This is a genomic window from Streptomyces sp. MnatMP-M17, assembly GCF_900091995.1.
Lineage (GTDB): Bacteria > Actinomycetota > Actinomycetes > Streptomycetales > Streptomycetaceae > Streptomyces.
Window position 1 is genome coordinate 1 of the sequence record NZ_FMDK01000085.1, and the last position, 25,251, is coordinate 25,251.

At 68.7% G+C, this 25,251-nt stretch carries 21 protein-coding genes and 3 pseudogenes; 14 read left to right on the top strand and 10 right to left on the bottom strand.

The window, feature by feature from the left end; all coding sequences use genetic code 11:
- Together GA0115259_RS04525 and GA0115259_RS04530 are read right to left on the bottom strand one after the other, a co-directional pair.
- A pseudogene (locus tag GA0115259_RS04525) lies at positions 1–314 on the bottom strand (hypothetical protein); the annotation flags it as partial.
- A gap of 274 nt (positions 315–588) precedes the next feature.
- On the bottom strand, positions 589–1,248 hold the full coding sequence (locus tag GA0115259_RS04530; protein WP_093591150.1) for a hypothetical protein: 660 nt from the start codon (positions 1,246–1,248) through the stop codon (positions 589–591).
- A 231-nt stretch (positions 1,249–1,479) separates the two neighbouring features.
- On the opposite strand from GA0115259_RS04530, the gene GA0115259_RS04535 reads away from it, so the two are divergent.
- From GA0115259_RS04535 to GA0115259_RS04550, 4 genes are all read left to right on the top strand, one after another.
- Complete coding sequence (locus GA0115259_RS04535; RefSeq protein ID WP_093591153.1) at positions 1,480–2,025, top strand: UTRA domain-containing protein; 546 nt, start codon at positions 1,480–1,482, stop codon at positions 2,023–2,025.
- A gap of 3 nt (positions 2,026–2,028) precedes the next feature.
- Entirely contained in the window at positions 2,029–2,793 is a 765-nt protein-coding gene (locus GA0115259_RS04540; protein WP_093591156.1) for a GntR family transcriptional regulator, read from the top strand.
- Between the two features lie 265 nt (positions 2,794–3,058).
- Complete coding sequence (locus GA0115259_RS04545; protein ID WP_176732430.1) at positions 3,059–4,096, top strand: AAA family ATPase; 1,038 nt, start codon at positions 3,059–3,061, stop codon at positions 4,094–4,096.
- A complete protein-coding gene (locus GA0115259_RS04550; RefSeq protein WP_093591159.1) occupies positions 4,093–4,662 on the top strand; it encodes a phosphotransferase-like protein in 570 nt (189 codons plus the stop codon). The genes GA0115259_RS04545 and GA0115259_RS04550 overlap by 4 nt, the downstream gene beginning before the upstream one ends.
- A 7-nt stretch (positions 4,663–4,669) precedes the next feature.
- Here GA0115259_RS04550 and GA0115259_RS04555 read toward each other — a convergent pair whose 3' ends face one another.
- Both GA0115259_RS04555 and GA0115259_RS04560 read right to left on the bottom strand, forming a co-directional pair.
- Positions 4,670–5,509, bottom strand: coding sequence for a DUF1932 domain-containing protein (locus tag GA0115259_RS04555; RefSeq protein ID WP_093591162.1), 840 nt, complete (start codon positions 5,507–5,509; stop codon positions 4,670–4,672).
- 4 nt (positions 5,510–5,513) lie between these two features.
- Complete coding sequence (locus tag GA0115259_RS04560) at positions 5,514–6,161, bottom strand: HAD family hydrolase (RefSeq protein ID WP_093591165.1); 648 nt, start codon at positions 6,159–6,161, stop codon at positions 5,514–5,516.
- A gap of 1,308 nt (positions 6,162–7,469) precedes the next feature.
- Between GA0115259_RS04560 and GA0115259_RS40010 the strand changes: the two genes are divergently transcribed.
- The 4 genes from GA0115259_RS40010 (at position 7,470) to dnaB (ending at position 11,653) form a co-directional block, all read left to right on the top strand.
- Entirely contained in the window at positions 7,470–8,519 is a 1,050-nt protein-coding gene (locus GA0115259_RS40010; protein ID WP_161230282.1) for a cell wall protein, read from the top strand.
- On the top strand, positions 8,516–9,331 hold the full coding sequence (locus GA0115259_RS04570) for a DciA family protein (protein WP_161230283.1): 816 nt from the start codon (positions 8,516–8,518) through the stop codon (positions 9,329–9,331). The genes GA0115259_RS40010 and GA0115259_RS04570 overlap by 4 nt, the downstream gene beginning before the upstream one ends.
- 384 nt (positions 9,332–9,715) lie before the next feature.
- Positions 9,716–10,219: a DciA family protein gene (locus GA0115259_RS40015; RefSeq protein WP_161230284.1), complete on the top strand. Its 504-nt coding sequence runs from the start codon at positions 9,716–9,718 to the stop codon at positions 10,217–10,219.
- An 84-nt stretch (positions 10,220–10,303) separates the two neighbouring features.
- Entirely contained in the window at positions 10,304–11,653 is a 1,350-nt protein-coding gene (gene dnaB / locus GA0115259_RS04580) for a replicative DNA helicase (protein ID WP_093591174.1), read from the top strand.
- On the opposite strand, the gene GA0115259_RS42680 is transcribed toward dnaB, so the two are convergent.
- From GA0115259_RS42680 to GA0115259_RS04605, 3 genes and pseudogenes are all read right to left on the bottom strand, one after another.
- On the bottom strand, positions 11,598–13,592 hold the full coding sequence (locus GA0115259_RS42680; RefSeq protein WP_161230285.1) for a competence protein CoiA family protein: 1,995 nt from the start codon (positions 13,590–13,592) through the stop codon (positions 11,598–11,600). The genes dnaB and GA0115259_RS42680 overlap by 56 nt on opposite strands.
- Positions 13,593–13,822: 230 nt before the next feature.
- Positions 13,823–14,155: pseudogene (locus GA0115259_RS04595) on the bottom strand (pentapeptide repeat-containing protein); the annotation flags it as partial.
- A 497-nt stretch (positions 14,156–14,652) separates the two neighbouring features.
- On the bottom strand, positions 14,653–15,849 hold the full coding sequence (locus GA0115259_RS04605) for an AlbA family DNA-binding domain-containing protein (protein WP_237539756.1): 1,197 nt from the start codon (positions 15,847–15,849) through the stop codon (positions 14,653–14,655).
- Between the two features lie 1,117 nt (positions 15,850–16,966).
- On the opposite strand from GA0115259_RS04605, the gene GA0115259_RS04610 reads away from it, so the two are divergent.
- From GA0115259_RS04610 to GA0115259_RS04630, 5 genes are all read left to right on the top strand, one after another.
- Positions 16,967–17,374: a hypothetical protein gene (locus GA0115259_RS04610; RefSeq protein WP_093591183.1), complete on the top strand. Its 408-nt coding sequence runs from the start codon at positions 16,967–16,969 to the stop codon at positions 17,372–17,374.
- Positions 17,375–17,599: 225 nt separating this feature from the next.
- On the top strand, positions 17,600–18,364 hold the full coding sequence (locus GA0115259_RS04615) for a hypothetical protein (RefSeq protein WP_093591186.1): 765 nt from the start codon (positions 17,600–17,602) through the stop codon (positions 18,362–18,364).
- Positions 18,365–18,644: 280 nt separating this feature from the next.
- A complete protein-coding gene (locus GA0115259_RS04620) occupies positions 18,645–19,052 on the top strand; it encodes a hypothetical protein (RefSeq protein ID WP_093591189.1) in 408 nt (135 codons plus the stop codon).
- A 9-nt stretch (positions 19,053–19,061) separates the two neighbouring features.
- Positions 19,062–19,934, top strand: coding sequence for a DciA family protein (locus GA0115259_RS04625; RefSeq protein ID WP_093591192.1), 873 nt, complete (start codon positions 19,062–19,064; stop codon positions 19,932–19,934).
- Positions 19,935–20,146: 212 nt separating this feature from the next.
- Positions 20,147–20,893: a DUF5131 family protein gene (locus GA0115259_RS04630; RefSeq protein WP_093591195.1), complete on the top strand. Its 747-nt coding sequence runs from the start codon at positions 20,147–20,149 to the stop codon at positions 20,891–20,893.
- A gap of 6 nt (positions 20,894–20,899) precedes the next feature.
- Here GA0115259_RS04630 and tcmP read toward each other — a convergent pair whose 3' ends face one another.
- On the bottom strand, positions 20,900–22,063 hold the full coding sequence (gene tcmP / locus GA0115259_RS04635; RefSeq protein WP_093591198.1) for a three-Cys-motif partner protein TcmP: 1,164 nt from the start codon (positions 22,061–22,063) through the stop codon (positions 20,900–20,902).
- A 332-nt stretch (positions 22,064–22,395) separates the two neighbouring features.
- On the opposite strand from tcmP, the gene GA0115259_RS04640 reads away from it, so the two are divergent.
- Positions 22,396–24,009: a zinc finger domain-containing protein gene (locus GA0115259_RS04640; RefSeq protein WP_256097901.1), complete on the top strand. Its 1,614-nt coding sequence runs from the start codon at positions 22,396–22,398 to the stop codon at positions 24,007–24,009.
- 112 nt (positions 24,010–24,121) lie between these two features.
- Here GA0115259_RS04640 and GA0115259_RS41500 read toward each other — a convergent pair whose 3' ends face one another.
- Together GA0115259_RS41500 and GA0115259_RS04650 are read right to left on the bottom strand one after the other, a co-directional pair.
- Positions 24,122–25,060 (bottom strand): DUF4231 domain-containing protein, encoded by a 939-nt coding sequence (locus tag GA0115259_RS41500; RefSeq protein ID WP_256097902.1) that lies wholly within the window; start codon positions 25,058–25,060, stop codon positions 24,122–24,124.
- 4 nt (positions 25,061–25,064) lie between these two features.
- A pseudogene (locus GA0115259_RS04650) lies at positions 25,065–25,251 on the bottom strand (hypothetical protein); the annotation flags it as partial.

Genomic DNA, 25,251 nt, shown 5'->3' on the forward strand with positions numbered 1-25,251 from the left:
GTACGGCGGGCGGCGGCCGTGGTCTCGGCCGTGAGCAGCTGCTCGCCCCACTGTTCGGGGGTGATGTCGATGTCGATGCGCTGCGCGCTGCCGGGGCAGCGGCGCCCGCCGGCGGGCTTGTCTCCGAAGTAGCGGCGCTCGCTGGTCTCCGGGGCGTCAGCGCCGTCGCGGTGCGGCATGATCATGGATCGGGTGAGGCGGTGCCAGGTCTGGCAGTCCGGGCAGACCACCGTGCGGGGCTCGCCGTCGCGAAGGTTGAGGTTTTCGGGGCGCAGGCTGCTGGCCTTGATCGGGGCGCGGCCGTTGTGGCGCATCACGTGCTCCTTGAGTAGCGATTGCGTTCTCCTTCGGCCAGGAACCGGGCGTGACGCGGGCCCTGGCCGGCGGGCAGCGCAATAGCTGCGGGTGGCTCACCTGGCTGTGCTCCGAGGGACCTCGTCGAACTCGTCACCCCGGCCGCGCCTGGAAGCGGCGGTCAGCCAGACATATGAAGTTGATCGGGAAGGACCGTGGGTCCGGCTCCCACATCCGGCCGCGTACGAGACGGCGTCCGGGTGAGGGAGCCGGGTCCGTGAGGACCCGGCAGGCTCAGGCGGCGCTGACAGCGCGAGGCGAGTCGGTGCCTGTGGCGGCCAGGGACGGGCTGGGGGCGAGGAGCGCGGCGCGGATGCTGGTGTCCGTGGCGGGCGCCGGGCAGGCCCCGTGGCTGTCGAGGATGTAGGCGAAGTGGCCGACAGCCGGGCAGTTCCGTCCGCGGCAGGACCAGTCGCGGTTGTCGTCACGCACGTCGTCCGAGCGGAACCAGTGACCGCCCGTCGTCACCGCGACGGTGATTTGGTCGATGGCCGCGTCGGTGGGCTGGCCGGCCGCGTCGCGGCGGGCGGTGTACCAGCCAGCGACGCCCGCGCGGGTCCCTCCGGGAATGCGCTCCACCATGAGGGGCCCCTGCTCCAGAGGGACGACCGGCGTTCCAGCTGGCCGCAATCCCGTTGCGGTCTCCGGACGGGCCCGCTGCTTCTCGATGGCCTCCTCGATCACCCAGATGGCCATCACGCTCAGCCCCTCCCACCCGGGCAGGCGGCGCTGCTGCGCAGCCCACACCCAGGTGTCCTGCGCAATGTCCTCGGCATCGACGATCAACTCGGCGCCCGCAGCGCCCAGCAGCTCAGCGACATGCGCGGTAAGGCGGGCGGAGTAGAGGTCGTATAGGTCAGCCAGGCTGACGGCGGGGCGGGAGGTGATGTTCATGGGGTGGAGCTCCTTTCGGTAGGGGTCCGCTAGATCGCGGGACACATGTCGTTCAGGTGCACGAAGGCACGCGGAACGAGCGCCTTCCGGCGGCCTGTCCCTCGCGGGTCGACCTGCATGAGACCATAAGGCCATAAGCCTTAATGCGGCAAGCCTTACGGTGTGCCGTACTGGTTCGAGTCGCAGAGCATTAGGGTTCTGAGACAGGCCAGCCGCCGGAGAGGAACGATCGTGAGCAGCGACGACTCGTGGATCGGGGACGGCAAGCCATACCTCACGCCACGCCGAGATGGAGGAAGCGATGCCTGGAGTTCGGAGGCCGCCGCCCGAGGGCATCGAGGCACTCAGCGGCTGCTCACGGTCGAAGAAGTTGATCCCCCCAGCGCCGTGCGCGACTTCTTCCAGATGACCCCGGAGGAGAAGGCGGTGGTCCGCCGCCGACTGATCTTGCTTGATGACGAACCGGTCGAACTCGCCGACTCCTACTACCCGGTACGCTTCGCGCGCGGTACGGAGCTCGCCAAACGCGGAAAGATCCGAGGTGGCACCGTCACGCTTCTGGCGGCCATGGGGCTCATCTCGGAGGACAGTCCGCTCGAGGATGCCGCCGCCGAGATCGCCTCCCCCAGCCAGTGCGAAGCGCTGGACTTGCGACCGGGCACTCCCGTCCTGATCTTGACGCGCTTCACCCGATCCACCAACGGAGAGCCCATGGAGGTGAGCGTCATGACGATGACGCGACACCTCCGCTACCGACAGAAGAAGGAGGCGAGTTAACGCATGGCGAGGCCGTTTACAGACCTGCGGTCGGCTCACCAAAAGATCGCAGCACGGCTGCGGCGGCAGATCACACGGGGGGACCTGCGACCGGGAGACCAGCTGCCTTCGACGCCAGCCTTGATGGAGGAGTACAGCGTCGCGGGCACCACGGTGCAAAAGGCGCTGCAGATGCTCAAGGAAGAGCAACTCCTGGTCGGACAGCCAGGTAAAGGCGTCTTCGTACGGGGCGGCACCCAGCGTTCTATTGCCCCTGAGGTCTACATGCCTCCTGCGAGCGAAGGGCAGCCGTACCGATGGATCAGCGAGGCCGAGAAGCGCTCCCAGCGAGCGTCCGTGACCCTGCTGGAAGTCGAGACCGTCACGCCGCCGTACGAGGTTCGCCAAGCTCTCGGCCTCGGCGACGACGGCCAGGCCCTGCTCCGCAAGCAGATCCTGCTCCTGGACGACGAGCCCACGGAGCTGACTCACTCGTACTACCCGCTTGAGCTCGCGGAGGGGACGGCCATGATGGAGCGCCGGAAGATCAAGGGCGGCACACCGACCCTGCTCGCCAGCCTCGGCTGCTCGCCCGTCTCGTTCATCGACGAGGTCTCCTCGGAGATCCCCACCGAGGAGGAGGTCGTCGCACTTGAGCTGCCGAAAGACATGCCGGTCATGATGACGTTCCGCGTCGTGCACTCGAACAACGAGCGCCCGATCGAGGTATCCCTGCTGGCCAAGGCCGCCCACCGGTACCGCATGCGATACACCGTCAAGGTGTCCTGACTGAGCACGGTCCTGCCCTCCGGGGTGGGACCCTTCACTCGCAACCTTAAGCGTGAGAGGCTTAAGGTGATAGCGTGATGTGGTGCTCGTCCGTTCCACCGTGCTGTGCCCCCTCAACGCATCGCCTTGTGGGGGGCAATCACACCGGCGGCGGCCGGAACGGAACATCACAGCGGCTTGTCGAAACCCGTACGCAGCGCCATTCACGGGTTTTCAACATCCGCGTATACATGCGTTTTGGCGCCCGAGTCCTAGGCTCGCGGCCATGACCACGACGGAGGGGCACAGGGTGGGGAAGCAGCGAGCAGGGTGGAGGCCGGACCGCTTGCGGGAGCAGCGTGAGGCTCACGGCCTGACCCTGGAGAAGGCCGGCGAACGCCTTCGAGCGGTTGCCGAGCAGGCGAAACTCAAGGGCATTCCCGCCGCGAATCCTCAGACTCTCTGGCAGCACGAGCAGGGCGAGGTCTTCCCCGGCCCCCACTACCGGCGCGCCTACTGCCTCCTCTACCGGGCTACCGAACCCGACTTGGGCTTCCGTACGGCCCTGCCCGGGGAGGAGTCCTCCTTCAAGCTCACGCCGCTGGACGACCGCCTCAACGGATCGCACGTCCTGGCTGTAGAGCGCGCTATTCACCGCATCGCGCCCGGCTCGGACGAGGCCGACCACTTCGACCTGCAGCAGCGGATCATCGACGCCTGGAAGCGCCGGCACACCGGCGGCGACCCCCATCGTCCCGTGCTCATCCTCGTCGGTGGCTTCGCTGGCAGCGGTAAGACCGAGCTCGCCCGCTTCTTGGTTCAGCTCACCGGCTGGCCGCTGCTCGACAAGGACCCGCTCACCCGCCCGCTCGTGGAGCGCCTCCTGGTCGCGCTGGGCGGCGACGCGAACGACCGGCACACCGGCCTATACCGCGAGCAGGTCCGGCCGGTGGAGTACGACTGCCTGATGCAGTCGGCCATGGCCAACATCAAGTGCGGCATCTCCACCGTGCTCACCGCGCCGTTCATTGCCGAGATGACCGACCCGGCCTGGATGCAGCGCCTGACCAACCGGGCCAGCTCGATGGGGGTCGACGTCTTCCCCGTGTGGGTGCGCTGCGATGAAGAGTCGATGCGCGAGTACATCGGGTTCCGGTCTGCGGCTCGCGACGCGTGGAAGCTGGCGCGATGGGACGAGTACATGACAACCATCGACCTGGAGCTGCGCCCGGCAGTGCCGCACCTGGTGGTGGACAACCGGCTAGGGACCGCGGTGACGCTCGCGGACCAGGCCCGGCAGGCGATGGGGGCGATGTACTCGTGAACCCGAAGCAGGGCGTGATCCTGTACGGCCCGCCAGCCTCGGGCAAGGACACCGTCACCGCCGCGCTCAGCGACCTCGACCCCGCGTACGCGCAGTTCGCGCGGCTCAAGGTGGGCACGGGCAAGGTCACCGGTTACCGGATGGGCACACCGGAGCAGCTGCACGAGCTGGAGGCCGCGGGCGATGTCGTCTACGCGAACACGCGGTACGGCAACACGTACGCGATCGACCGGCCGGGCGTCGACGCGGCGTTCACGGCCGGGGTGCCCGTGGTGCACCTCGGCCAGATCGACGGCATCCGCGCGCTGGTCGACGGCTACCCGGCCGACTGGTCGGTGGTGCTGCTGTGGTGCCCGCGCGAGGTGACCGAGCAGCGGTCGGCAGGACGCGGCGACAGCGATACCGCGGCGCGCCTGGCGGCGTGGGACGCGACCCGCGAGGACCTGGACGCGCACCCGGGCCTGGCCTGGGAACTGACCATCGACACCACGGAGGCGTCCCCGCAGGATGCGGCGCGGCTCATCGACCAGCTGCTGGCGCAGCGGGCGGGAGCGGCGACGGCATGAACGTCGGCTACGGCTGGGCGAGTTGGTCCAGGGCGTCGGTGAGCGTGAGCTCGCTGTCGTCCTTGGCGTCGCGCCACCGTGCCAGCGTGGACGCGGCCGCGCGCAGCATCTCCGGCGGGAGGCCAGCGGCCGCGAGGGTGTCGGCGGCCTCCTCCAGCTCCGGGCCCCAGCGCCAGGCGCGCGCCGCCGTCTTGGCCACGTACTCCGGTTCCGCGAGGTACGAGTCGGTACGTCGGGAAGCGACCTCGACGAGCTCCTGGTCGACGCCGTGCTCGCGCGCCATGCCGACCGCGAGCGCCACCAGCACGCGCGAGGTCTTCTGGAAGCTGGCGTACGCCAGCTTCAGCGCGGACGCCTTCCCCACCTCGACACCCAGCGTCGCCGCCCGGACCGCAGTGCCCGCGAACAGCGCCTCGACGCGCGCGGTCGCATCGTCCGGGCCGGACAGGTACAAGGTCGGCGACTTGCCGCCGACCGGCGGGGAGCCGACGACACCGCCGTCCACGACGGTCGCGTCCGGTTCAAGCAGCGCGGCGATCCGCTGCGTCCGCTCGGGGTTGATGGCGTTCGCCTCCACGTACACCCCGGCGAAGCGGTGCCCTGCGACGTCACGGGCCAAGTCCTCGGCCGCGGCCGGCGGGCAGAGGCTGATGACGATGTCGCTGCGGTCCAGCAGCTCGGCCAGCGTCGGCACGGGCGTCAGCCCGAACTGGGCGGCGCGTTCCACGGACGCGGTGCTGCGCCCGGTCTCGCACCACAGGGTCTCGGCCGCGTTGGTCGCGGCGCGGGCCGCGACGGCGGCACCCATGCTGCCGGGGTGGAGGATCCCGACGGTCGGCTGGTCCATGGTGCTACTCCGTATCGGCGAGCAGGATGGTGATGGCGTCGGTGACGTCGTCGACGACATGGTTCGGTGCGGCGAGTTCGTCGGGCCAGTGTTGGCCGCGCAGCCAGATGGTGCGAAGGCCGGCCTTGTGTCCGCCGCCGATGTCCCCGGCCGGGTTGTCGCCGATCATCCAACTGTCGTCTGTGAGTTCCGCGTCGCAGCGCGCGGCGGCGAGTTCGAAGAGGCGCCGGTCCGGCTTGCGGATCTCCAGGTCGCCCGAGACGGCGACCCCGTCGACCAGGCGGGCGAGGCCGGTCGCGGTGAGCTTGGCGCGCTGGATGTCCGAGGCTCCGTTGGTGACGATGCCGATCGCCCATGCTGCCGCGCGGAGTTGAGCCAGGCCGTCGAGGGTCTCGGGATGGCAGGTCACGGCGGCCGCCATCAGGTCGACGTACTGCTGCCAGAGTTCGGCGGCTGGCTCGTCCAGGCCGAAGGCGGCACGGAGCCGGGTGAAGTCGCCAGTGCACGCGCGGTCGGAGAGTTCGGCCAGCAGCCACCGCTCAACTTCCAGACCGTAGCCGTACGTACGGCACAAACAGGGGATGGCCTCGCTGAAAGCGGATTGGCGGTCGATCAGCGTGCCGTCGAGGTCGAAGAGGGCCAAGCGCTGCATGCGAGCGACATTACCTCTGCCGTTTCACCCAGCGTTCTTGCGGACCTGAGGATTGGTCAGGCGTTCGACGGCCTCAGCCATGCTGTGGCGACGACACGTGTCCCCTGCGGGCACTCGGAGTACCGGCGGGCCGGTACAGTGGCCCCGAGCATTGATCAAAAAGAAAAGTGGCCCCGTCGATCGCCCTTGAGCAAGGCGAGAGGGGCCACGTGGCCGAAGGACCTTGTAGGAGGGGTCCGGGGGCCTGCCGAGCACCCTTTTACGCAGAAGGAAGGTGCCGACGTGATCAGGGTACCCGTACCTGACACCCGATACACCGCACCCCGCCGTGGGCTCAGCAGCATGTGCTGCTGGTCCTTCGACGGGGTGTTTGTGCTGTCCGTACACACCCGGTCCGCCCCTCTGGTGTTGAGGGGGCCGGGATGACGTAGGTCTTCGGGGGCGGCGCCCATTTGGGTCTTCGTGCCGCCCCGGGCCACTCAGCCATCAGGTGATTGGCGTCACCTGGGCTCAGTGCCCATCTCGTCTCCGGTCCGGCCTTGCAGGGCCCTCCCGGAGGGGTTGTTCGACCCGGCCTGCCAGTCGGCTTCGAACGGTCCAACTTTTCAGGTTCCCCAGAACCAGCCACCCTCGCGGGAGGCCGCCTCCCGCGATAACAGGAAGCGGTTTTATTTTGCACGACACCCCGGCGGGACGCCAGCTTTGGCGTGCCCGCGCGCTGCTTCAGCGCCTGCGCTACGGCTCGTTTGAGAGCAACGTCACACCCCTGCGGTCGATGGTTCGGGCGCGTTACGCGGTCTGCCCCGTCCCGCGGGACGGGGCGGCTTCCGTGATCGTTTCCCGTCCCGCAGGACACACGTCGGCGAGTGCCCGCTGCGCGGGATGGTGGTCTCTGTCCACAGCCCGCAGCGCAGAGGCTGCCGGGATGAACGCGTACCCACACCAGCAGCATGCGCCGCGCGCCCGCCGGTCGACCACCGTGCCCGTTCCCGGACGGGCTTGCGGGGCTAACCCCCCGGCGGTCAAGAGTGCCGCCGTGATCACTCTTCGCTTCTTCAGTAGCGGGTCGGCCCGTGCCTGTCCCGATCCTTCCCTGTTCCTCTACGCGGGTGCCCAGTGAGCGCCGTGGCGGCGGAAGCCGCTGTGGTGATTCCCCCGCCGCGGTCCGAAGCGGCGGAGAGCGGTGTTGCCGTGTCCGCTGGCGGTGGGTTCGGGTTCGCTGTGGTGCGGGGGCGGCAGCAGGATGTGGTCCGTACGGGGTCGCGGCGTGCGGAGCCGCGGGCGTGGCTGCGGTCGGTGGTGTGGCTGGTGGGTGCGGGGCTGCATCCGAAGGCCGGGCCGACGACGCTGGTGGTGGCGCGGGATCTGGCGTCGCGGATGGATTTCCGGCGGGGGATCGTCTTGTACGGGCTGGACGGCATGGTGCGCCGTACGGGGCTGTCGCGGGCGACGGTGAAGCGGCATGTCGCGGTGCTGCGGGAGCTGGGTGCTCTGGTGTGGCTGGTGCACGGCTCGAAGCGGAATCTGAGTCTGCCGGGGCGGGCGTATACGGCAACGGCGACGGTGTACGGCGCGGTGATCCCGCCCGTGTACGACGCGGCGATGGGGCACCGGTTGTCCGGGACCGGCTACGAGGCCCGGGTGTGCGGAGTGACGGACGCCGGCCGGGAGCGTGCGGTCGCCGCAGCCGCTTCCAAGGCGAAGCCTGTGGACAACCGGGCTGTGGATAACCGCAGTTCAGCAGAGTGTGAGCCCCATTCTCTTGGTCGTTACCACCGATCACCTGAAGCTGAGGTTGAGAGGGGTAGTAAAGACACCTCGCGCCAGCGCGCGAGTCGTTCCACCACGCCGCCCCACCTCCAGAAGTCCACCACCAGCACCAGCGAGGGACCTCGCCGGTCCGCCAATCAGGTACGGCGCTCGGTCTGGATCACCCGGCAGGTCCGGGCACGCGTCAACTGGACTCAGCGCGAGCGGCTGCGCCGTCTGGAGGTCGCCCTGCGACCCTTCACCGACGCCGGATGGGACGCCGACACCATCACGGCCGAGCTGCACTCCTGGATGCTCACCTGGCGCCCCGCCCGGCCAGCCGCATTCATCCGCGCCCAGCTGGCGCAGCAAGCCGCCGCCGTCCACCAGGCCGAACAGCTCGATGCGGCCGAGGGCTGGGACGAGGACGAGGCATCCGCCGCCTTCACCGCGTCCCGTCCCGACCTCGTCCGCGGCGTCCTCGACGGCCTCGCCCAGGGCATGGCCGCCTACTCCGCCCGCCAGGCCGCACAGGGCCTCGACGACCTCACAGGAGTCGACGCGGCCGCCGACATGGCCGCCTTCCTCGGAACGGAAGCTTCGGTATGACCGACACCACCACGACTGATGAGACAGGGCTGAGCGGCCTCGACCTCGCACGCGTCGCCCTGCACAACGCCCGAGCCGCCGCGAAAACCCGCCCGCAGCCCAAGCGCCGCACCGGAGCCTCCACAACCCGCAACCGTACCGACGGCCGCGACCCCCTCCCGTTCGCCACAGCGATCACCCGCATGATGGCCGAACGGGGCTGGGACACAGCAGCCCGGGGAGGCAGCATCCTCGACCAGTGGCCCACCATCGCCCCCGAACTCGCCGGCAAAGTCGCTGCCGTCGCCTTCGACGACGACACCCGCACCCTCCACCTGCGGCCCGTCTCACCCGCCTACCGCACTCAGATCGACCTCTACCAGCAGCAGATCACCATGAAGATCAACACCATCATCGGCGAGGACACCGTGCGGCACCTCAAAATCCTTGCCCCCGGCACAGTCAACGCCCCGGACGATCCGAGGCCTGTGAGCGCCCCGGTCCGTACCGCGCCCGTACCGGCCGGGCAGCCGACTGTGCCCCGCCCCAGGAATCCCGGATACTTGAACACGCTCGCCGCCCACCACGCCAGCAGGAAGACGCACACCAGTCCAAGGACCGAGGCAGCCACCGAACGCCGGGTCCGCCACCAGACCCCTGAGCCCCAAGAGCGGCTCCGCACTGGCCAGGACGCCGTCGCAGAGCTCCGCCGACGAGCCGCCCGCCCCGGGGCGACCACCTCGGTCGACGTCAGCCGGGCCCACGCACTCAAGCGCCTTGCCGACGAACGCGCCGGGACCGTCGAAAAATCCGAAAGCACCAAACACGGATAATTGCCACAACTTGGCGGGGTGCACCGCTACTTCCCGCGCCCAGCTTCCCCACCCAGTACCACCAGCAACTGACCCCAGGGGGCGTGTGGGATGAGCCCAGGCCAACTCGCCCAGCGGAAGGGATCTCGCCAGCTGATGGGCGAAGGCCAGTATGAGTGTGGAAGGGCCTCCGCATTCGCGGCGCGATGCTGGAAGCCACGCCCGACAACAAGAAGGAGACAGGTGCCTCAGCATTCCGCCATCCCCGCCGGGACTGACCCTGCGCGTATCGCTTTGCGGCATGCGCGAGAGGACGCCCGACGCCGCGGCCCGATAGCCAGCCGCCGCGCCAGGCGGCCTCGGGCGGGATCGGATGCCAGGTCCAACCCCGTACCGCTGAGCACCATGTTTGCCGAACTCATCGATCAGAGAGGGTGGGACCAGCCTGACTCCACCACGGCCACCGTGCTCTCTCGCTGGCCGGCTGTCGCCGGACCAATCGCTGCCAGGCTGAAAGCCGTCGCCTTCGACCCGGCCACCGGTGCTCTCAGCCTCAGCAGCGACTCCCCCGCCTGGGCCACCCAAGCACTCCTACTCGCCCCTCGGCTCGTCAACCGCATCAACACAGATCTCGGCTTCCCCCTCGTCAAGTCCCTGCACATCCTGCGAGCAGCCGCCATACCAGGGCCGACCGCACCGCAGTCGGTCGATGCGCGGCCGCGGGCGGCCGAAGGGGAAGCCGATCCTTGCCTCCGGGCAGCGCTGGACCGGCAGGACACCTGGCTGTCGCAGGAGCCCAGGAGCCCGTTCACCGACGTCCAGAAAGCGAACGCCCGTCCGGACCGTTCCGAAGTAGTCCGGGCGCGCGCCATGGCGCGCGCCCGGGGCCAGAGGAAGACAGTGTCCTGAACGACCGTTCGGCGTCTGCTCAATCGCTACGCTGACCCTGCAGAGGACAGAGGCAAAGCACCTGTCGGAACGGTGAGGACAACGATGGCCGACGACGAGTCCGCATTCAGCGCATCACCTCATGACCTGGCAGCGGAAAAGGCAGTTCTACGGGCGATGCTCCGGGCCCCGGAAGCCATCGCCGACATCGTCAGTGTTCTCACCGAACATGACTTCTATCGCCCTGCCCACTCCCTCATCTACACCGCAGCCCTCGCCGTCTACTCACGCGAGGAGACCCCCGATCCCCTCACGGTCGGCACCGAACTCGACAAGCAGGACGAACTGGCGCGTGCGGGCGGCAACGTCTACCTCCACACCCTTGCCAGCGACCCCGCCCCGGCAACGGCCTGGACCGCCGCCGCAGAACGTGTCCAGGCCCTGGCAGTGCTACGCAGGACCCGGGAAGCCGCCGCCCATATCGAGAACCTCGTAGCCGACGCAGACCCCGGAAAACTCGACAGCCTGATCGACGCCGCCCAGTCCGAGATCCACGCCGCGACCCTCCGTGACCGCACCCGCATCCCACCCGATCACGCCATCGCAGACATCATGGAAGGCGTCCTCGATGAGATCGAGGCCCTCGGCAGCCGCACCGGCGGCGGTCCCACCGGCGTCCCCACCGGCTTCACCGACCTCGACTCCCTGACCGGCGGCTTCCAGCCCGGCCAACTCATCGTCGTCGCCGGCCGCCCGGCCATGGGCACCTCCACCCTCACCCTCGACTTCCTGCGCTCCGCGGCCATCAAGCACAACCTGCCCAGCGTCCTGTTCAGTCTGGAAAGTCGGCGCATCGAGGTCTCCATGCGCCTGCTGGCCGCGGAGTCCCGGGTAGCCCTGCATCACATGCGCTCGGGGACCATGACCGACGAAGACTGGACGCGCCTGGCCCGGCGGATGCCTGAGGTCACCAAGGCTCCGCTATTCGTCCAGGACGCCCAATACACCAGTTTCAGCGACCTGCGCTCCCACTGCCGGCGCATGCACGCCCGCCACGGACTGCGCATGGTCGCTCTCGATGACCTCCAACACCTGGCCTACGGCACCCGCCGCCTGAGCTCTCGCTACGAGGAGATCTCCGAGATTGCCCGCTGCCTCAAACACCTGGCTATGGAACTGGAGATACCTATCGTCGCCGTCTCCACCCTCAACCGGGGACCAGAGCAGCGCGTCGACAAAAGGCCGATGGTTGCCGACCTGCGCGACTCCGGCGCCATCGAGGACAACGCCGACATCGTCATTCTCCTCCATCGCGGGGACGCCTACGAGAAGGACTCACCGCGCGCCGGCGAAGCCGACCTCATCGTGGCCAAGCACCGATACGGCCCCACAGCCACAATCACCACCGCCTTCCAAGGCCACTACGGCCGCTTCGTCGATATGGCACAGACCTGACCTCTTGAAGCAACTGTGCACGTTCCTCTGGGCCGTCACGACGGTGCGCACAGCGACCACTGCAAGGCACACCTGTGCTGCCGCTGCCAACAGCGCGCTGGACCACCCGGCTCGGCAACGAACGCCTCTGCGGCCTGTGCGCGTCGTGCTGCCTGGAGTGCGGCCGAGCGCCCGCACCGCACCTCGACGGACTGAACAGCGGACTGTGCGCCAGTTGCCGAGGGCGTTGCGCACGTTGTGGCAGCGCCCTCCCCGTGGAAGGTACCTGCCAATGCCGGACCTGGAGGCGAGGCCCCGGCGGCGAGACGCCATCCACGAGCGCGACGAGGACAACCGACGCCGCTGGGCACCCCAAGAGATCGCCGAGTTTCTCGTCCACCGCGGCCCCTGCCAAAACCGAGCCTGCGAAGACGGACACCTCGTCCACGACGAAACCCCCTGCCCCCACTGCCAGCAGCCCGAGCACCGATTCGTCCCCGGAACCGCAGAAAACACCTCCACCAGCGAGCACGCGCGCAACACCGCAGCACACATCCGTCAAGCACTCGTGGAGAACCGGACCGGCCGAAAGAAGAAGCCAAGCCTTCGCCCAGGAGCCTCCCCCTGGCCGCCCCGGCCCGAGCGATAGCCAACCCGCCCGCCCCGCTTCGTCACACGCTTCAACCAGCAACGGCACCGACCCTGCCCCGGCACGCGAAGCAGGCATGAGAGGCATAAGGACCGTAACGGTTGATTGGCTCACCACACCCCGCACATGGGCCGACATGCCACGGCAGACACCCAGCCGCCGGGCTGCATGGTCACGACCCATATCCCCGAGGACGACGCGCTGTTCCCCGCGGGGGATGCGGTACAGACGTTGGGGAACCTCGCTCCAGGTGTGGAGAGAGGCAGCCGCAGTCGTGGCGCGGTACCTCCTGGCGTCGTCGAAGACGTGGGTCCTTTCTCCATACCGGCAGCGCGTATCCAGTTCATCGCCGGTGAACGTCAGCTCCCCGTCGGTCTCCCGGTCTTCCTCGCCCGCCTCCGGCTCGGACGGGCCGACGATCTCCCGCCAGCGGACCCGGTCCTGTGCGGGAATCCACATCCGGGCCGTCAGCCGCGCGTCACGGGCGTCGGGAATACGCATCGGCACCCAGCTCCCCGTCGCGCTGGTGAGGACAAGCTCGTCCAACTGCGGCGTCGGCTTCGGCGGGAGGCACAGAGCAGGCAGATCCCAGTGAACATGGAACCCACCGCACGCCCGCATACCCCCGGAACCGGGGCAGGGACGCTGCCGATGCTCATCGCACCGCCACTCCTGCAAGTACCGAGCGCCAGCACGGACCAGCATCGACTTCCGGCTGGCAATCACCTGCCAGGGCTGATCATCCACCAAGACCCACGGCGTCCGATCGATCAGAGCCGAGGACCCGTCACACGTCACCCACAGCGGCGTGATGCCGTGCTCAACAGCCCGCCGAGACCGGTTCCGGACCGTTGCCGCAGTGATGGGGGAATACTGCGCCTCCCACCCCACCTTCCCCGCCGGCCCGCTAACCAGGACATCCGTACGGATACGCCCATCGCCCGCCCGGACCTCCAACCGGGCCTCCAAGCCGTGCTCCTGAGCGGTCCGGGCTATACGCTCCTTCATCGCCTTGTGCTTGTCCGATTCCTCCGCGGTCGCCGCCGTACGCAGCGGCAGGTGCGCCGCGACCAGCGTGGTAACCCCGTCGACCGTCCGCCGGCGGATCGCCATCCACGGAGTACGGCCCTCATCTTCGGCCTGACACACCCCCTCTTCATGGTGCTCCATGCACTCCAGCAACTGCCGGTCCCGCTCCCCGACGGGCTGACTGATCTCCTCCAGGAGACCAGGCCGGTCCGGATGGCCGAGGTCCGCGCGGGTGAAGTGGATGACGATCTCGTAGCCGGTGTGCCAGACGCCATTCGCCATGCCGTCGAGCCTACGAACCGCACTCACTCTGCGCTATAGCGCAATCGCAACCTGCACACGACGACGGATGATCTTTGAACTCCCCATAGAATTCGGCACGTTGCTCGGATCAGGTCTCGGAGGCGTCACTGCTGGCTTGCCGGTCCAGGAAACGAATCAGCAACTCAGCGCGAACCAGCGCGGCAATGAAGCGGACGTGCCGATGAGCACGATTGACCAGGCAACCGCCTGTGGAGCCGGGTGGCCTCCCTGCGGGCGCCGGCCTCGTCGACGCGCTGGCGACGGTAGGCGACGACCAAGGCAACCAGAGCCCCGGCCCCGGCGACCACTCCGAAGGAGAGTTTCACCAAGTCGAAGAGGGTCTTCGCGTCGAGCTTCGCGGTGCGGTCGATCTCCTGGACGTCCAGTAAGGCCACCAGACCGTAAAAGACGGCACCCGCGACCAAGACCGCAACGACGAAGGTGACGGTCAGGGCCCGGCCGACCTGCCACAGCCGTAGCTCCCGATCGTCCAGGGTCGTCCGTGAGCTCGGGGTCGATCGTGGCCTTCGGCTCGGCGTCATGTGGATGGAGACAAGGCACAGCGATCCACGGTTGCAGGCGAATGTGACTCGGTGGACCGAAGGACTGTCCCCCCGCGGAGGCTGGGTCCGTGGGCAACAAGCTCGCCCGGGTCCACGCTGGGGCATGGCGGTAGACCGGGCAACTGGACGTCGTCCCCGACGCGCCCGCCTACGGCACCAAACTTCGATGGACGGCGTCGAAGCTGATCGCCCGGGCCAACCAGCAGGTCAAGGGCGCAAATGTCCGCACCATCCATGTCCTGGCACCCGCCGCCCGTACAACCGCCGGCCCCGAGAGTCCGCGTCGGCCGGCTACCACCGCGCCCTCGAAGCGCACCGGGCCGTCCGTACCTGGTGGGGCCTACCGGTCGACCCGGTGGAGCAGATAACGAGACCCCGTCCCGGTGCCCGAACGCTCCGGTCGAAGTGGCGATCGCCCGGTAGCAGAGTGGAGGCCCTTCGGACCTGGCTTCGGAGGAACTCACGCGCGGCTGGCGTCAGTGGTGCTCGATGAGCCCGAACTGGTGGAGGAGTCCGCTGGCGAGTTCGTGTGCGCACTCCCGCAACGTCTCGTCATCGGCGTTGGGGGCCAGTTCGGTGGAGGCGGGCAGCAGCCGCCGGGGACGCCGCGCGTAGGGGATCGGAGCGAACTGTCCAGAACCCTCCCCGAAGGGCAGCAGGCGGTGATCCGTGCTGGCCGTGGCAACGGTGGCGGTGATGTCGACCGGGCTGTCGGGGGTGAGACGCTGGCGCAATGTGTCGGCCAAGGCGACGGCCTCCAGCACGATAACGCGCAGTACCTGGGTGTTGACGGCGATACCATCGCCGTGTCCCAGACCGTGGGCGAGGTCGGTGCTCACCGTAATGGTCCCATCGTGGTGGAGTTCGACCATCGTCCCCCGGCCACTACTGCGGCGCTCGGGAACGAGGAAATTGCTGTCAACCCACCGGCGCAGTCCGACTCGCATGTCGTTGGCCAGGACATTCGAGAGAACCGCCGGGCCGACAAAAGCTTCTTTGACCCGGGCCGCAGTCTCAACTGCCTTCAACAGGACATCTTTGGCCTCTGCACGGGTCGGCGCGGGCACCATCCGCAGGACCGGGCGGGCAGGGCGAGCGGCGATGACGAGCCAGGCAGGTGTTCCCTCGGACTCACTCAGAACAACCTCGGCCGTCTCCCGAAGGAGGGCCTGGACAAGGGCATCGGCAGCGTCCTGACGGGCGAAGCGCTCTCGGTAGACGCGGGCGACCTGGTGCTCGGTCATGTAGAAGGTGTCGTCGTTGATCCGGTACGGGGCATTGAACGTGGCCCGGTCCTTGTCCTTCTGCTCCCTCCCATACTGGAAGTGCGGTGCCATCTCACTGGATGGGACATCAATGATTAGGACGTCCGGTCCACTGCCGTCCGGCGCGGGCAGCTCGATGAAGTTGACACCGGAGATGTAGGGCTGGATGCCGTTGCGCACAGCACTGAGCATCTGCCTCTTGTCGGCCGCCGCCAGATCGACACCGACCAGCTCTATCTGGTCGCTGACGCCATACACGAGCAGTCCGCCCCGGGTGTTCGCCATGGCGGCGACATCCTTGGCGAACTCGTTCCAGATCCCTGGCTTCGGGGCGAAGCTCGGCAGCGCCTCCTTCCAGTCGAGGTCGTCGCTTTCGGCTAGCTTGTCGGCCACGGCGGTGGTGACCATGTCGTAGGTGAGGGGGCCGGGGCGGTGCCCGCTGTGCTCGTGCAGCCGAGTCCATGAACGTGCCATTGCGCCACCTTATGCGCGGATACCTGTTGGCCGAGGCGCAATTGACGTCCGCACCGCCCCCTACCGCCCGACGGGTCCGCCGGCGGACCCGTCCCTCGCCTCGCCGCCCGCCGCTACGCGATGTCCGGTGACCGCCGCGCCCTGCACGGCACCGTGCTGTAGAGCGCCGTTCCCGGTTGCCCTGTGAGGCACACAGCCTGTTTTCCCGGTGGGTGTGGTGCGTGTGAGGCGTGGGCCTGCGGCCCGCTGCTCCTGGTCGTTCTGCTCACCGTGGTGTGCGGCAGGTTGCTATCCGGTGGGTAGCACCGGTCGTCGTCGGGGTGCTGCTCGTGGTCCTGGTGGTGGTCCTTCGGGTGCAGCAGGACGGTCTTCCGGGTGCAGCGCAGCGCAGCGCAGCGCAGCGCAGCACAGCATTTGCATGGGCCAGGCGGCACACGGGTGCTGCACGGGTAGCAGGCCGGCCCCGGCCCGGTGCAGCACGGCCAGCTGCTACACGCTGCTCGGACCCTGCTGCCCAGCCGATGTCTGCTGCTCCAAGGCCCGGCAGCAGGACCACGGGCCCGTCCCGGCGACTGCATGACAGCGCGGATCTGTCATATTCGTCAGCTGATGCACGGCTGCTGCGTACAGGGCCCACGGTCCGAGGGCCTGCGGGTTGCTCTGCTCCTCCAGAACAAGCCGGTTCACCTGGTGCTACCGGCCCAGGTGCGGCACAGGCCGGGAACGAGGCGCCCTCCATGTTGGGGAGCGCCGTCGGTGGTGCGTAATGCGCGGCTGAGGTTCAGCCGGCTAGCCGGAGGATGGGCCGGGCCTCGGGGCGGGCGCGTCCTCGCCGCAGTCCGGGTCGGGGTCAGGGTCGAACAGCAGCTGGGAGTCGTACTGCCAGGCGGAGTTCGGCATCAGTCACGCGCAGGCGTACCGGCTCCTGGACGTCGCCCGCGCCCTGGCTGCGATCCAGGGCGCCGTCGCCGCCGGCACCGGGCCGTCTCGCACGCGGGACACCGGCCCGGCCGCCGCGGCTGCGCTCGACTACGGCCTGTCCCAACGGGCCTTGATCGCCGTCTCCGGCCGTACGGACGATGTTGCGGAACTGATCACCCGCGGACTCGCCGCGCTCGCTCACAGCGGACTCCAGGCCCTTGATGAGCCGACGGTGCGCGCGGTGGTCCGCCAGGCCATTCGCGACGTCCGCACCGCACCACCCCCGCCGCCTGAAAATCCGTCGGCCGATCCCGCGCTCGCCGCGCTGCGTCGAACCGTCGACGACCTCGCCGCCAGCACGCACGCAATCGGTGAGCTGGTGCTCGAAGTCGCCCCGGCCTACCTGTCCGACACCGATGCCGCCGACGTCCTGGCGCCGCTGTGCGAGGAGATCGGCGAGGAACTTGAGCACGGCCTCGCTGCCCGCCGCTACGCCCTGTCCTGCGACCGCCGCGCCCTGCACGGCACGGTCCTCTGACCCGCTGCTGCCCCCGCCGCCGAACAACGGGCGCTGTCGTGATGGTGGTGCTGCTCGTGGTTGTGGTCGTCGAAGGACAGCAGACAATGCACTGGGTGAGCGCAGTATTTACATGGGCCTGCCGTGGCACAAGGCCGCTGTACGGGCTCCGGTCCATCAGTAAGTAGCCGGCTCCTGCCAGACGAAGCACCATCGACTGTCAGCCATTGGCTCTATCGTGACGCCATGACACCAACGCACGACAACCCTGCGGCTCGCCTCAGAGAGGTACTCCTAGCCGTACACAGCACGTTCCCGGTCAAGCGGGCTCAGGAGCCGATATCCGGCTGGCAGGCTTTCGCCCAGGTTCTGGGGGTAGAGCAGCACACGTCCGCCGGGTTACACGCCATTGTGGGCGTCGCCCAGCTGCCCGATCTCGTGGTCGAGGGCATCCGTGCCCTCGGCGAGGAGCCCGAGGAGGAAGAGCATCTTCTGCTCCATCTCGACGGGTTGCAAAGTGCCATGGCCAGCCTGATTGCACGCAATACTCTTTACCAAGTCTTCTCCGTCTTTGCGCCGGGCGGAGAGGTTCCCAAGAGTGCGGCAGTGCATAGCTTGGCGTCAGCCGCTCGTGTGCTCCACCGGGTCGCCCCAGTGCATTCAATGTCAAATGAGGACATCACGCGCCTCGAAGGTCTAATCGGCGACCTGATGCGCGAGGTCAGCGCGGCGAAGCTTCCCCCCACCGCCAGCCTCCTCCTGCTGCATCACCTCCACGCATTGCTGCAGGCCGTCCATATGGTGAGAATTTACGGACGTGGGGGCGTGGAAGGCACTTTTGACGCCTTCGTCAGCGCCGTTGTGCGCCGCCCTGAAACTACAGACCCCCTCCGCGAAGCCAACCTGATGGATCGCTTCCGTGAATGGGTCACGACAGTGAACGGGATCATTAGCATCGGGACCGGTGCCGCCGGCCTCGGCCAGCAAGTCATTCGGGTCCTGGGCTCGTGAGCGCGGCCCCGCTGGTTGTTCTGGAAAACCAGAACAACCCGGTTTACCTGGTGCTACCGGCTGCTGCGCTCACAGCCGCCGCCAGGCCCGGCGTCTGCCGTTGTTTGTTGTGCTGCTCCAGAACAAGCCGGTTCAGCTAGTGCTACCGGCTTGATCGCGGACGGATACGAAGAAGGCGCTGCACCCGGGGTGCCGGGTCCGCCGGGGCTCCGGCCTGCTCGCCGTACTGCTGGCCGGAGCGGAAACCGTCCTGGACACCCCCGCCAAGCGGGCCGCAGCGGTGGAGCAGTGGCGCGGCGCCCAGGAGGCCGCACGCCGTCACCGCATCGAGCAGGTCCGCGCCCGTACCGAGCGATTCGACGGTGACGCCACCCTCCCGTCCAGCCCCGCTGTCCAGCGCGACCTGACCGCAGCCATCACCCAGGTCAAGCACGCGGCGGCCGGCCACCAGGACCACGCTGCCGACGACCAGGCCGCGGAGGCAGAGCTGACCGAGCAGGCCCTGGAGGAGCTGCGCGCCGTCGCCTGGGGCCAGTTCATGGAAGGCGAGACCGACCTGGTCATGACGGCCGTGAACTCCATGGGGCGGCCTGCCGCAGAGCGCATCTACGGCACGGACCTGGTCCAGCGCGCCCGGCGGATCGCGAGCAGCTCCCGCAGCTCGCGGCTCACCTACGGACGCCGGTAGGAGGCCGACATGACCGAACAGACCACCCCCACCGAACAAACCACCACCAGCGGCGACGGCGTCCCGGAACTGTCAGGCGTCGACCTCGCCCGGGTCGCACTGCAGCAGGCCCGCCTGGCCGCGCAGAAGAACGGCAACCAGGCCCGCACACCGCGCCGCCGCCCCACCAGGGTGAAGCGGGACGGGCGGGAGCCCAGCGGGTTCGCCACGGTACTCGCCGGCCTGATGGCCGACCGGGCCTGGGAGCTCCCCGCCGCCGGCGGAACCGTGCTGGACCGCTGGCCCGACATCGCGGCCGCCGTCGCCCCGCAACTGCCCGACCACGTCCAGGCCGTCGCCTTCCACCCGCAGACCGGCCAACTGGACCTGCGCCCCGACTCCCCCGCCTACGCCACCCAACTCCGCCTCATCACCGCACAAATCACCGCCACGGCGAACAGCACGGTCGGCACCGACACGGTGCGCACGGTACGGATCCTGCCCGCCGGCCACGCGCCCGCGCCCCGGACCACTCCGAAGGCCCCAGCCGTCGCAGACGCTCCGCAGGCGCCGGTCAAGACACGCGAGATGGCGTCGCCCGGCTTCCACCAGGCGCTCGCCGCGCACCAGGCCGTCACGCCTCCCAGTCGTATCGATCCATCGATCACGGAGGCTGTGAAGCGGCAGACCGCCGCGCTGCGCGCGCTCAGCCTTCAGGCGTTCCCCGAGCCGGACGACATCCCGACCAATGAGTCGGCCCCGACCGAAGCGGCCCGCACCCAGCGCCGCCGCGAGTCCGATTCTTCTCACGTGGCGGCTCTGCGCCGCGCGCGGATGGAGCGGGCAGCGAGGCAGGCCGGTACGGGCGTCGCGCCGCCGCAGGGGCTGAGCCGTTCCGCCTGAGACGGGCGGCGGCCAGAATCAACACCACTATCCGCTTTGCCCCGTTGTCACATCACAAGAAAGGGCGTACGCATGTTCCATTCGAGGGTGCTGGGAGCTGCCGTCGACGGCCGGTGGTTGGATGTCGGTGTCCGGTGGTCTGACGCCTCGTTGGACACGCAGCAGACCGCGGACGCGAGGATGGGCGGCCGCGGCATAGGGAGGGGTGCCCGGTGAGTGACCGCAGCGCGATCGAGTGGACCGAGGCGACGTGGAATCCGACGACCGGGTGTGACCGGGTTTCCTCGGGGTGTGACAACTGCTACGCGCTGACCCTGGCCAAGCGGTTAAAGGCGATGGGGGCGGCGAAGTATCAAAATGACGGGGATCCGCGGACGTCGGGACCTGGGTTCGATCTGACGGCGCATCCGGACGCTCTGGATGTTCCGTACGGGTGGAAAAGCCCGCGGACGGTGTTCGTGAACTCCATGAGCGACTTGTTCCATGCCCGTGTGCCGCTGGACTTCGTGCGGCAGGTTTTCGAGGTCATGGCGGACACGCCGCAGCACACGTACCAGGTGCTGACCAAGCGGGCCAGGCGTCTGCGGCAGGTCGCCGACCAGTTGGTGTGGCCCGGGAACCTGTGGATGGGCGTCTCGGTGGAGACGGAGAAGGAGCTGCCCCGGGTAGATGACCTGCGGCAGGTGCCCGCCGCGGTGCGGTTCTTGTCCTGTGAGCCGCTGCTGGGCCCGCTGGACGGGTTGAACCTGGACGGGATCCACTGGGTGATCGCGGGGGGTGAGTCGGGCCCGCGTCATCGGCCGATGGCCGAATCCTGGGTGACGCAGATTCGTGATCTGTGTCTGGAGGACCAGGTCGCGTTCTTCTTCAAGCAGTGGGGCGGCCACACGCCCAAGGCTGGCGGCCGCACCCTGCAAGGCCGTACCTGGGACCAGATGCCTGCATTTACCGGCGTCTGACCGTCTTCACCGAGGGGGCTCAACGACCAGTTCGTGGGTTCTCCCTCCGACGCCCGTGCTGGCCGTCCGGCCGCTGCTGTGCAGCAGCTTGACGGCCTTGCGCGCGGCCGGTTCGGTGACCTGCCCGTAGTAGTCACCGAAGACGTCAAGTGTGTGGTTGAGCAGCTTGAAGGGCCGTTTCTGCTGGTGCAGGATCCGCTCCATGTTGTCGGCCAGGACGGGCACGGCAGCGTCAGTCACCTCCTGCGGGTCCGGGCGGACCACCGAGGCGGCGGAGAAGAGAGCGCCCGGATCTTCCCGTTCCTCCTTGATCTCAAGCCCCTCCCACCACGCGTTGCGAGCCCGGGCCACGGCATCCCCGAAGAACCACAGACCGTGCTCGCTGCGGGTGCCGAAGACCAGGTGATACACCGCCTTCTTCCCGGGCTTCCTGGCGACCGGCACCGACTGCACGAACATGCCGGTCTTCTCCCTCAGCCGCTGGGCGTACTGGGCGGCCACGATCTCGTCCACGTCCGCTTCGACCGGCTCGTCCGGCCGGAAGTACTCACGCCACCAGCGGCCACCACACGCCTCGTCGAAACGCTCGGAGGAGCGTTCCAGACCCCGGGCGGAACGGGCATTGCCTCCCAGACGGCGCACCGCATCCATGCTGAAGTTCATCAAGAACTCGGTGGGCTGCCAGAGCCGCGGAGTGCTACGCCGCTGGTTCAGCGTTTGCACAATCCGGTCGAACGGCAACCCCAGCCCGCACGGGTCAAGAAACAGGAACAGCGGGAGCCCTCCAGCAGCCCGCAGAACCTCCCCCAGCACATCGCCGACGTCACCGTGATGCACCCTCGCGTCCACACCCTGGGCCCGGTAGTGAGCCGCGACCTGGTCCAGACGGCCAACCGAATCGGGTTTCTGCTCCACGAAGAAGCAGTTCCATAACAGTGCGTTCTTATCCAGGTGATGAGCGGCCACCTGCATCGCGATCTCCGCAGAGCCGCGGTCACCGCTCTCGTACCGCCCTTCGCCTGCATAGCCGTCCAGGTAGACGACCTGGCGACGTCCCCGGGAGCCAGTCATCCCGCCGAAGCGTGGAATGTACTCGCCCAGCAGTTTGTGCTTGAGGACGCTAGGCAACGCCTGTGAAGCCCAATAATCCTTGTCCGTGCCGGTTGCCATGGCTTTCTCCCCCACCCCAGGACCCACTGCCATAACCGATATTGGACTAAGCGTGACACTCCGTAAAGAGGGCGGTAGGTACCCAGCCGGAGCCTGCGACGGACGATGCGCTGGCCTCCACCGAGATTGCCCGCGCCCAGCGTCGCCGCGAACCTGAGGCCGCCCGCGGCTCTTGCGCTGCGGCGGGCTCAGGCGGAGCCGCCCGGGACGCTGGCACGGTCGGCCATTGCTGTCGAGCCTGCCCCGCTGCGTACGACGCCGTGAACACGTCGATGGCCTGTGAAGCCAACATTCAAGGTGGCACGATGAGTTGGGACGAAGGGCGGGGGCTCGTGCAGGCTGACAGGCGGCGGATCCAGACGGCGGTGCTGAGCAGTGCGGAGTCGGAGGAGCCGCTGATGCTGCCGATGGAGGCCATCGAGTTGGACGTGTTCCGCCACCGCTACGAGGGCGAGACCTTCTGGTGCGGGACTTTGCTCGGTGGCTGCGGTGGTCAGTTGACCACGAAGTTGTACACGGACCGCGCCTGTCATTTCGCCCATCACCCGGCTCCGGACGGGCTGCCGCACGAGTGCGGGCGCCGCGCCCGCGGCGTGAACAGCGCCGATCACCTGTACGTGCGGTCGGCGGCCGCGGCCTGGCTCGCCGGCCACGGCGAGCAGGCGAGCTTCGATTACACCGGCTCGGCCGGGGCGCCGCTCGGCTCCGTCGTCGACATCCGCTGGCCGCGCGGCGCGCTGCGGGTGCACCTGGACCAGGCGGTGGCGCCGGTGTGGGACGACGGCCTGGAGCCGGTGCTCGGCCTGGGCGTCCCGGTCGACCGGGACACGCTGATCCGGCGTTGGTACGTGCACCGGATCCGCCTGGACAGCGAGGGCACGAGCAGGCGGGTGCGGATCGGTACCGAGGCCTTCGCGCGGCCCACCGAGTGGTTCGCCCTGGAGGAGTGCGAGGTGACGGAGCGCGGGCTGTCGACGCCGGCGGTCCAGCGGATCGTCCAGGCCCGCAGCGCGGCGGCGCCCGCGAAGTGGACGCCGGGGCAGAACACGGACACGGCACAGGACACCCGGGCTCGGGAGCTGCTGCGTAAGCTGCTCTACGCCCGCCGGACCGAGTCCATCGCCCTGGCTGAATCGGTGTGCCGCGAGATGCCGGAACTCGCCGGCGTGAGCCCGCGGCTGCAGGAGCAGCTGGATGCCGCCCTGCGCTCCGGCCTCGTCTGGATCGAGAAAGAAGTCGGGGCCCGCAGGGGGCTGTTCGCCAGCCTGGAACAGGCGGTGGCCGAGAAGCGGGCAGGGAAGGTCAAGAAGCTGTTGCGGCATGCCAAGACGGCCGCCAAAGACGCCTGTTCCGAGGAGGAGAGCCGCGTGATCGACGCGGCTGACGGCTGCCTCACCGCGATCGCGGCGGCCAGGAGCAAGCGCCTGAACACCCTCCTCGACGACCTTGACCAACTTCCCCCCGACCCGGACCTGGACGTACTGCGGATCAAGGTCCGTGAGCTGCTTCGGGCAGCGAGCGAGGCCGGCAGTATCGGGCCGCATCGTCAGGCAAAGGTCGAGGCCTGGAGGGAGCGGGTACGTCACACCGCGGGCCCTCTCCAGCCCGGACAAGGGAAGCGGCTTCCGCAGCTCCATCGGCAAGTTACCCGGAAGAGGTGGCTGGAGAGGCGCTGCCCGCGCTGCGGGGCGAACAGCGGCCAGCAATGCGCCGTCGACACCATGCCCGGTGAGACGCGGCGGGTGCCGCACGACGAGCGGCTGAAGCCGATCATCGACGAACGCAGGGAACAGCAACGGTCGCGGCGGCCGTGGCGGGTGTACGAGGTGACCTGCCCCGACTGCGGCCAGGAACCCGAGCAGCGGTGCACCACGTCGGGCGGCCCGCACCGCTCACGGGTCGAACTGGCCAAGGAATACACCCGATTAAAGAAGGCTCACTCGTAGCCAAGCCGGATGCCGAGTGCGCTCTGCCCGCCGGATCCCACCAGGCGCGGCGGAACATCCTCAACCGTCACATCGAGGGCCGCGGTCGCCGACGCCGGTAGACGGCTCGCCGTCAGGCCGCGGGCGGCTGGCTGGAGGGCGTGGCCTGATCGGCGGGCTGGTCCAGCAGCTGCTGGCGGCGCCGCTGCTCGTTGCGGTGCTTTTCGACCCTCTGGGTGAACTTCTTCAGAGCCTCGGCCTCCCGGCCGGGCCCGTACTCGCTGTACGGGCCGATGCCGAGCCGGACGGCGTTGGCCTCTTCCTCGATGGCGTCGGCGGTCTGCTGGAGGAAGTAGCTGCGCTCGCGGAACTTGTAGTAGCCGGTGAACATCGCGGCCACCGTGATGGCGAAGCTGATGCCGGTCAGGGTGACGCTCTGCCAGGTCAGCTCCTTGCCGGTGTCCAGGGCCGCGATCGTGGTCGTGGAGGCTGAGCCGATCATGATGAGGGTCTGCAGGCTGTTGTGGATGCGCCGGTACTTGCGGCTGTCGGCCTGGTACTTCTCGACCGCAGTGGTGACTTCCTCGCGGTAGAGCTTGCGCCGGTCGTCCAGGTCCGGGTTGCTCTTGACCTTCTGCTTCCACAGCGACTCCTGCGCGGAGGCGAGCTGCGCCTCCAGGCGCTGGAGGGCCGGCACGCCCCGCCCCGCGAAGCGGACGCCGACCAGCGCCAGCAGGGACATCAGGAGCAGGCTTCCGCAGATCAGGTCACCCAGAACGAACCGCCCCGGGTCGCCCGTGGTGAGCGAGGCGATGCCAGTGCCGATGACGGCGGTGAGTAAGGACAGCCAGCTGACGGCCGCCCCGGCGCGCCAGATGCGGTCCAGCCGCCGGCGCCGGGCGAGCTTCTCCTGGGCGTCGATGACGAGGTTGGTGCTCACCACGTAGATCCGTTCGTCGGCGTCCCGCTGGCGGGCGCGAATCCGCTCGGCTTCGTCCCGCTTGCGGGCGTTGATCAGGTCGTCCGCGTCCTGGATACGGCGGGGCGCGTCGTCGTCGAAGTCCCGGGTCACGGGCTCAGCGGGCGAACGCTTCGGTCAGGCTGATGCGGTAGCCGTCCTCTTCCATCAGCACGACGGTGACGCCGAACGGGTCGGGGTGGTCCAGCTCGATCGGGCTGAAGGAGAAGTTCACCGCGGCCTGGATCGGCGGGACCAGTTCGCCGCCGCGCTGCGGCGCGGGGGCCGGCCTCCAGTCCGGGGCG

Bases quoted from the DNA above. Each gene is read 5' to 3' on its own strand.
- tcmP (WP_093591198.1), bottom strand. From the start codon at position 22,063: ATGGCAACCGGCACGGACAAGGATTATTGGGCTTCACAGGCGTTGCCT.
- GA0115259_RS04615 (WP_093591186.1), top strand. From the start codon at position 17,600: ATGACACCAACGCACGACAACCCTGCGGCTCGCCTCAGAGAGGTACTC.
- GA0115259_RS40015 (WP_161230284.1), top strand. From the start codon at position 9,716: ATGTTTGCCGAACTCATCGATCAGAGAGGGTGGGACCAGCCTGACTCC.
- GA0115259_RS04570 (WP_161230283.1), top strand. From the start codon at position 8,516: ATGACCGACACCACCACGACTGATGAGACAGGGCTGAGCGGCCTCGAC.
- GA0115259_RS04605 (WP_237539756.1), bottom strand. From the start codon at position 15,849: ATGGTCACCACCGCCGTGGCCGACAAGCTAGCCGAAAGCGACGACCTC.
- GA0115259_RS04540 (WP_093591156.1), top strand. From the start codon at position 2,029: ATGGCGAGGCCGTTTACAGACCTGCGGTCGGCTCACCAAAAGATCGCA.
- GA0115259_RS04530 (WP_093591150.1), bottom strand. From the start codon at position 1,248: ATGAACATCACCTCCCGCCCCGCCGTCAGCCTGGCTGACCTATACGAC.
- GA0115259_RS42680 (WP_161230285.1), bottom strand. From the start codon at position 13,592: ATGGCGAATGGCGTCTGGCACACCGGCTACGAGATCGTCATCCACTTC.
- dnaB (WP_093591174.1), top strand. From the start codon at position 10,304: ATGGCCGACGACGAGTCCGCATTCAGCGCATCACCTCATGACCTGGCA.
- GA0115259_RS04555 (WP_093591162.1), bottom strand. From the start codon at position 5,509: ATGGACCAGCCGACCGTCGGGATCCTCCACCCCGGCAGCATGGGTGCC.
- GA0115259_RS04625 (WP_093591192.1), top strand. From the start codon at position 19,062: ATGACCGAACAGACCACCCCCACCGAACAAACCACCACCAGCGGCGAC.
- GA0115259_RS04560 (WP_093591165.1), bottom strand. From the start codon at position 6,161: ATGCAGCGCTTGGCCCTCTTCGACCTCGACGGCACGCTGATCGACCGC.
- GA0115259_RS04545 (WP_176732430.1), top strand. From the start codon at position 3,059: ATGACCACGACGGAGGGGCACAGGGTGGGGAAGCAGCGAGCAGGGTGG.